The organism is Flavobacterium sp., from assembly GCF_021151785.1.
GTDB lineage: Bacteria > Bacteroidota > Bacteroidia > Flavobacteriales > Flavobacteriaceae > Flavobacterium.
In genome coordinates, this window is sequence record NZ_JAGKWP010000099.1 from 1 (window position 1) to 8,450 (window position 8,450).

Annotated in this window: 6 protein-coding genes; all 6 read left to right on the forward strand. The window is 34.2% G+C overall.

Features of this window, described 5'->3' with window-relative positions:
* Positions 1–223: 223 nt before the first annotated feature.
* The 6 genes from QZ824_RS09520 to QZ824_RS09545 all read left to right on the forward strand — a co-directional run bounded on the left by QZ824_RS09520 (position 224) and on the right by QZ824_RS09545 (position 8,393).
* The gene (locus QZ824_RS09520) at positions 224–2,875 is read left to right on the forward strand and encodes a hypothetical protein (RefSeq protein ID WP_291275788.1); all 2,652 of its coding nucleotides are present in this window, start codon (positions 224–226) and stop codon (positions 2,873–2,875) included.
* An 11-nt stretch (positions 2,876–2,886) separates the two neighbouring features.
* Positions 2,887–3,603 carry an acyltransferase gene (locus QZ824_RS09525; RefSeq protein ID WP_291275789.1) on the forward strand — a complete coding sequence of 239 codons (717 nt, stop codon included), beginning with the start codon at positions 2,887–2,889 and terminating at the stop codon, positions 3,601–3,603.
* A complete protein-coding gene (locus QZ824_RS09530) occupies positions 3,600–4,829 on the forward strand; it encodes a glycosyltransferase (RefSeq protein ID WP_291275790.1) in 1,230 nt (409 codons plus the stop codon). Before QZ824_RS09525 ends, QZ824_RS09530 begins: the two co-directional genes overlap by 4 nt.
* A gap of 3 nt (positions 4,830–4,832) precedes the next feature.
* A complete protein-coding gene (locus QZ824_RS09535; RefSeq protein ID WP_291275791.1) occupies positions 4,833–5,909 on the forward strand; it encodes a glycosyltransferase family 4 protein in 1,077 nt (358 codons plus the stop codon).
* Positions 5,910–6,041: 132 nt separating this feature from the next.
* Positions 6,042–7,241, forward strand: a complete 1,200-nt coding sequence (locus QZ824_RS09540) for a DUF1972 domain-containing protein (RefSeq protein ID WP_291275792.1) — start codon at positions 6,042–6,044, stop codon at positions 7,239–7,241.
* A 36-nt stretch (positions 7,242–7,277) separates the two neighbouring features.
* Entirely contained in the window at positions 7,278–8,393 is a 1,116-nt protein-coding gene (locus tag QZ824_RS09545; protein ID WP_291275793.1) for a glycosyltransferase family 4 protein, read from the forward strand.
* Positions 8,394–8,450 lie beyond the last annotated feature (57 nt).

The window sequence follows — 8,450 nt, forward strand, 5'->3', positions numbered from 1 at the left end:
CTGGTATTTATGCTGGATGATACGATTGTCTGGACTTAATAGTTCTGATTATTATATAATTAGATGTACGAAATATGCCCGTATTTTATAAAGTTTCCATTTTTTGGAAGGAAGTCCCGTGTTGGGAAACTAAAACTTATTATTTAAATGCAATAGGTTAAAAATGAGATGATTATTCTTCTGGCATTTTATTGGTATTTCTGGTAACATAAATAATAAAGCTATGGAACAATTTTTGAAAAAAAATGATCTGGATATTTTGCTGAAAATCTTTATCCCGGCTAATAACATAATTACTCTATATGATCCGGGTAAGCGGACAGATTTCAACGGTCCATTCCTGTCATTTGAAAAAAAATCAGTTGCACCAGCATTGGTCTTGATAAGTTTTTCAGATCCTGCGGATTTTCCAGTAGATAGTTATGATTATATAATTGATTTTTCAATGAGTAAATCATTACAGTTGAAATATAAAGAATATAATTACATTCAGAATCCGGATAAAACAATACGGTGGATTTTTCCTTCAGATCTTAAGACGCCAAGCTTTTTAAATTTTTATAATGCATCCGGGCTGAAGGCAAAAGTGTTATCCTCGGTTTTGAAAATTTCATATGCATTGAATGTTCAGAAATTATTTCTTGCAGGTAGTTTTAGAATATATGCAAAAAAAGAATTGCGGGTTGAAACGTTGATTGAACATATTCCACATGATAACTATAGTATTTTTACGGGTACTGTGGGCCCCAACAGGAAAGTGTTGGTAGAACTTAATACGAAAGGTATTAGTACGCATTTTGCAAAATGGGCGATCTCTGCCGCATCAAAAAAAAATATAGCAATAGAACTTGGTTCCATTCAACGAATTCAAAAATTAAATCTTGAACATACGGTTGTCCCTGAGCATGTCATGACATCCGATTCTGATTTTTTAATTTATAAAAACGTTAAGCCTAATCAGGTAGTTGTTTCCAATGCATTGACAGAAGTACATTTTAAATCGTTGTCTGAAATGTATGAAAAAACAATTACCTATAATTTATCCGGCATTAACAGGTTCAGGGAACAGTTGATTGAAACTATTTATAGCTTGAAACCTGATGAACGTATTCCGGATTCAGCTAATCTTATTGAGATGTTGCGTTCAAGCCTGGAACTATTGGATTTTGATTCTGAAATACCTTTTACAGAGACGCATTTTGATTTTACACCGTGGAATATGTATGCAACTATTGATAAGTTGTATGTATATGATTGGGAATTGTCGGATAAAAAGGCTCCGATATTTTTTGATCTGTTTCATTATGTGTTTCAAAAAAATATTTTAATTGATCATGCCGATCTGATCCGGATTCAGCAGGAAATTAATCAGGCACTCGAAAATCCTATAATAAAAGATATCATCAATAGATATAATATCAATGTGAATTTGTGTTATAAAGCTTACCTGCTCTATACAATCAGTTATTATCTTAATGTTTATCGTCAACAGGAAGAACTTCACATGCAGGTATTCTGGCTGGTTAAGGTATGGTATAAAGCTATTGAAGACATACTCGTTAAAAAGAGCTATGGTTTGCAGCGCAAGAGTTTCATAAATCAGCTATTTGTTTTCCTTGATAAGTATGAATATGCGTTAATGAAATTTCCTGAAAAAGATATTTTATATATACAAGACTCATCAGACTTAGATATTCTGGTTCATAAGCAGGATTTGGATCAGATTATACTTTATATGCAAGGCACAGCATTGGTACGTAAAATCCACAAGGTTGAAAAAACATTTATGACTACTGTCGCATTATTTTTCAATGACGGTAGTTTTTTGAGTATTGATTTGCTGCATGCTTTTAAAAGGAAGGCAGATTATTTGTTTCCTGCCCATGATGTTTTAAAAGAAGTATCTAAGACGGAGAAAGGCATTAAAGTTCCTCAGGAAAAACATGATTTTGAATATATGATTTTGTTTTATCAGCTTAATGGTTCTGATTTACCTCATAAGTATGTGACTTATTTTGAATCACTTTCAGTAAGTGAAAAAATGCATATTCAACATTACATGAATAAAAAATATTTATTAAATGAATTATCCATTGAGTACATGTTTTCCTATTCGAATTCTATCAGGAACGATATCCAAAGAATAATAAATAAGCAGCCCGAAAACAAAGGCTGGCGCGGTATTCGGTCCTGGATAAATTATATCAAAGATATCACAACTGAAATTTTTATCAATAAAGGAATAATTGTTACAGTTAGTGGCGTAGACGGTGCGGGAAAGTCAACGATTATCGAAGATCTTAAAAATACCTTTGTTTATAAATTCAGAAAAAAAGTTGTAGTACTTCGGCATCGCCCTTCAATACTGCCAATCCTAAGCGCATGGAAACATGGCAAGGAAAAGGCTGAAGCAATGGCAGCGGAACGAATGCCTCGACAGGGTAAAAATGACAGCTGGATTTCTTCAGCTCTCCGGTTTTCATATTACTATGCTGATTATCTGCTGGGTCAGGTATATGTATACATCCGTTATGTGATGCGTGGCTATACGGTTATTTATGACAGATATTATTTTGATTTTATTGGTGATTCAAAACGATCGAACCTGAAGCTGAATAAGAAAGTGGTTACATGGCTATATGCTTTTATTTATAAACCCAAATTGAATGTTTTATTATATGCATCTCCTGAAGTAATTCTAAAAAGAAAAATGGAATTACGTGAAGAAGATATTAAAAAACTTACACATGATTACCGGTTCTTATTCAACAAACTTTCTATGGGAAATGCCAATTCTAAATATTTATCCATAGAAAATATTGATAGAGCCAAAACCCTTAATACAATCGTTCAGGAATATATCAATGTATCTTAAATGAATGTAGTATGAAACGATTAATCGAAAGAGTCATCAAATTCAGAAATCCTGTTTTTGAATTTGATCCACATATCACTTCGTATATTCTGATTGTACTGTTATGGAATAAAATGATTTCAATTATTCGTGGTGTGAAAGTGCTGTTCACTTTAAAAAATCCCCGGTTATTAATGTTGGGTAAGAATGTACAATTTATGTATGCACGTAACATTGAATTTGGCAGGTATGTTAAAATTGATGATCATGCTTATTTGAGTGCTTTAGGTACTGGCAAATTAAGACTGGGAGATAATGTGAGTATAGGTGCATACAGCAGGCTTATAATCTCTACCAGTTTGAACAACCTGGGAAATCATATTCATATTGGTAATAATGTTGGCATTGGGGAGTTTGCATATCTGGGTGGAGGCGGCGGATTAGAGATTGGGGATAATTGTATTATTGGTCAATACTTAAGTTGCCATCCGGAAAATCATAACTATGATTCTTTAGACACGTTGATCAGGTATCAGGGGGTAAGCCGAAAGGGGATCAGTATAGGGCATAATTGCTGGATTGGTTCCAAGGTGACAATACTGGATGGTGTAAGTATTGGAAATAACTGTGTGATTGCTGCCGGAGCTGTTGTAACTAAATCGATGCCTGATAACTCTGTTATTGGTGGCGTACCTGCACGGGTGATAAAAAATAGAATCAGTGAAACGATAAAGAATATTATACCATGAAAACTATTCTTGCAACTGCGTATGCTGTTAATCCCTACAAAGGATCTGAAGATGGAACCGGATGGAACCTTGTTGGCGAAATTGCCCGTTACAACAAAGCTATTGTTGTAACCAGGGAAAACAACCGTGAATCTATAGAAAAATTTTTAAATGCCTATCCGGACACATTTCATAATCAGATTCAGTTTTTATATTTTGATTTACCTTACTGGATGCGATTCTGGAAAAAAGGGGATCGTGGTGCCATGCTTTATTTTTACTTATGGCAATTGTTTATGCCGCGGTTTATCAAAAAAAGCAACGTGTCGTATGACATTGTTCACAATGTAAATTTTCATAATGACTGGACGCCAACGTTTTTATGGTTGTTAAAAAAACCTTTGGTTTGGGGACCTATAGGCCACCATCCCAAAGCTCCGGCAGAATATGTTTATAAGCCATATGGGCAGCTTGAATATATTAAAAGCAGGGTTTTGTGGTTCGTTAAAAATATGTTCTGGAGCCTTGACCCTTTTTTGAAGCTGGCTTTTAAAAAGGCTGATAAAATTATCTGTATGAATACTGGAGCTGAAGCAAACATACTTCAAAAATCAAAAATTGTTAAAATGCCGGCAGTTAGCGCTGATCCTGTCGATAGTGGATTGATATTTCAAACAAAAAAGATGTTTACGATCTTATCTGTTGGAAGATTGGTTACGTTGAAAGGGTTTGATGTTACGTTAAAGGCATTTTATAAATTTTATATGTCTTTATCTTCTGAAAAGAAAAAAAATGTTCGGCTGCATCTGGTGGGAAAGGGACCGCTTTTAAAATCTATTAAAGAACAAATTAAAGAACTTGCATTAGAAGATGCTGTTCTGATTACAGAATGGGTTGAAAAGGAAAAGATGAAAGAAATTTATGCAGAGGCATCTGTTTTCTTTTTCCCCTCACATGAGGGGGCTGGTATGGTTGTACCCGAAGCCCTTTCATATGGCTTGCCTGTGCTCTGTTTTGATAATGAAGGACCGGGTGAATTTATAGATGCTTCATGTGGATTAAAAGTTTTGTATTCGACGTATGAAAAATCAATCGAACAATTTTCCTTTAGATTAGATCATCTTTATCACGATCAGCATTTCTATGAAAAATTGTCCCTTGGAGCATTGCAGAAATTCAAAAGCAAATTTGATTGGAAAGTGAAAGGTGAGATTCTTAAAGATGTTTATGATTCAATAAAAAATTGAGTGATGAAAAAGATTGTAAGCGTACATTTGTTGAATGATTACAGCGGAAGCCCGCTGGTACTGTCTCAGGCTGTTAAAGGCTTGATAGAGGATGGTCATGAAGTGGATATTTATACAAACAGGAATTCTGATGGCTTTCTAAGTAATATCTCCGGAGCCAATTATTTTTTATTTAATTACAGCTGGGGAAAATCTAAAATGGTCACTTTGACCTATTTTTTCTTCAGCCAGTTTTTCCTGTTTTTCCGGCTGCTGAAATACTACAGACAGGATGTGGTTATTTATGTAAATACTGTTTTACCTTTTGGTGCAGCCCTTGCTGGAAAATGCATGAATAAAAAAGTAGTTTATCACATACATGAAACCTCTATAAAACCCCAGGCTTTTAAATCTTTTTTGCTTTGTATGGTTCGATATACTGCTTCTGCCGTAATCTATGTATCAGAATATTTAAAAAACAAAGAATTAATATCTGGTAAAAAGAATTTTATTGTTTACAATGCACTTTCGGATGCGTTTGTTGAAAAATCTCAGACTAGTTCAAGCCCAAAAGAAAACCATCAGAATGTTCTAATGCTTTGTTCATTGAAAAGATATAAGGGAGTTGAAGAATTTATTCAATTGGCATTTATGCTTCCTCAATATTCATTTACGCTGGTGCTGAATAGCTCAAGAGCTGAAATAGATGCCTATTTGAATACCCGTAATGTTCCATTTAATATCACCATATTTTCTGTTCAAAAAGATGTACATGCTTTTTTTAAAGAAGCCGATCTTGTATTGAATCTTTCATTGACAGATCAATGGATTGAAACATTCGGGATGACTATTCTTGAAGCGATGAGTTATGGGTTGCCTGTTATTGTGCCACCGGTTGGAGGCATTGCGGAGCTGGTGAGTGATGAGTTTAATGGCTTTAAAACAGATTCAAAAAATATTGAATCTATTGCTGGCCAAATAGAAAGAATTTTCTCGAATAAAAGCTTTTATAATTATTTATCGTTTAATGCCCGGAAGCGTTCTCAGGAATTCAGTAATCATACATTTGTTTTAGGTATACGGAAAGCCATTACTTCTTAAGAATTCCATTTTTTGGAAAAAAATCCTCTGGATGGATAAATAATACTTTTTGATAGGCTTATTGGGTTTAATTAAGCGCTTTTTATTTCTGGACTTTTATTTGTATTCCTTTCAACATATATGTAAACCACTATGAAAAAGGTAGCAATTATTGGAACAGCAGGAGTGCCTGCCAGATACGGCGGATTCGAAACTTTGGCGCAGCAGTTAGTAACGAACCTGAATGATGAATTTGAACTTCATGTTTATTGCAGCAATGCATTTTATAAAAAAGAAGAACGCGTTCGTTATTGGAATAAAGCCAGACTTCATTATGTTCCATTAAACGCCAATGGCATACAAAGTATATTGTATGATATTGTGACGATCATTCACGCTCTTTTTTATGCCGAAGCATTAATTGTTTTAGGCGTTTCCGGCGGTATTATGATTCCATTCATTAAAATGTTTACCAGGAAAAAAATTGTAGTAAATATTGACGGTCTTGAATGGAAGCGTGATAAATGGAATTATTTTATTCGTAAATATTTGAAACTCTCCGAATATCTGGCTGTCAAATTTTCAGATGCCGATATAACGGATAATGCTGCAATAAAAAAATATACTGCGGAATGCTATAAAACATTAAGCTATCTTATCGAATATGGTGCAGATCATACAAAAGCGGTGAAAATCGAAAATGAAGATGCTGAAAAATATCCTTTTTTAGAAAATGCTTATGCATTTAAGGTCTGCCGTATTGAACCGGAGAATAACATTCATATTGTATTGTCTGCATTTGCGCAAATGCCACGACAAAAACTGGTGATTGTAGGTAATTGGAATGCTAGTGAATATGGGAAAGAGCTGAAAGAGCAGTATCAAAATACTTCCAATATTATTCTGCTGGATCCCATTTATCACCAGCGTACCATTGATTTGTTAAGATCAAATTGCACGATATATATTCATGGTCATAGTGCTGGCGGTACTAATCCCAGTTTGGTTGAAGCTATGTTTTTAAGAAATGCTATTATCGCTTTTAATGTTTCTTATAATATTGCTACAACAGAAAATAAAGCTATATATTTTAACGATGATGAAGAACTAATTGCATGTGTAACAAAATTAACGCATGAGCAAATCAATGATAATGCAAATTCGATGAAAGAAATTGCTGACAGGCGTTATACCTGGAAAGAAATTTCAAAAAAGTATGCAAATCTTGTTTACGGGTTTGACTATCGTTATACCAAAAAATCTGTTCACTCAAGTGTTAAAAGAGTAAGCCAAAAGTATCTGCTTGAAACTGGTGCTGCTCATTTAAACAATCCTAAAATGTTTTTTGAATAAATCTGTAATTCTATGGAACACTTTCTATCAAATCACATGGAAATTATTATTGCTTCTATGATCGCTTTTGCAGCGTCTTTTGCAGCAATCCCGGTTGTCATTTATTTATCCAGGAAAAAAAATCTTTTGGACAAGCCCGACCAGCGAAAACAACATAAAGAACCTATACCAACGATGGGTGGAGTAGGAGTATTTGTTGGTATCATGGCATCTGCTATTATATGGACAGGCTTATTATCACTGCTCGAAGCCATCAGTATTTCTTTTGCGATAAGTATGCTTCTGGTAACAGGTGTTGTTGATGATTTAAAAGGATTGTCTCCGTTATTCCGGTTATGCATTCAAAGTATTGCAGCTGTAGTGGCTGTACATGCAGGTTTTGTTATTCACTTCCCAAATATATTTCATATAGATGGCATGTTCATGATGATCTTTGAATATGTTTTTACAATAATTGTTATTGCCGGTGTTACCAATGCATTTAATTTAATTGATGGCATTGATGGTTTAGCTGGCGGCTTGGGATTTATAAATGCAACATTGTTTGGTTTTTTATTTCTCTTTTTAGGTAACTATGGGTTTGCAATATTTGCATTTTCATTTGCAGCTTCATTACTGGCCTTCCTTAAATATAACTTCAATCCCGCGCGGATTTTTATGGGAGATACCGGCTCACTTGTGTTAGGTTATCTGATGGTTGTTTTTGCGATAAAGGTTATAAATCTTTCAGCAAGTACAGAATGGACAACTACTTTTGTGCTTGTCGTTTTCTCCATGCTACTGGTACCGGTGATTGATACAATGCGTGTATTTTTGTTTCGTATTTTGAAAAAGAAATCTCCATTCTCTGCTGATCGGTCTCACATTCATCATTTGCTTTTGAAAACCGGTTTCGACCATAAGAAGGCTTCATTTATTTTATGCACGGCAAATATTATCCTGATTGTTGAAGCTTATCTTTTAAGCAATGTCAAAATTGAATTTGCTATTTTAATTTTGCTGGGGTCTGCATTGTTTTTAATAGAAGTCCTTTCCATCAAACGCTTTTTCAAAATCCGCACCAGGATTAACGTCCTGTATCACGATTACAGAACTATCAGTGATGATAATTTATTGTTATTAAAATATTTAAACAGTAAGAAAAAAATATGAATAATTCTAATATCAAAGTTTTCATTGTTGAAGACAATGAATTGTATGGATCCATGC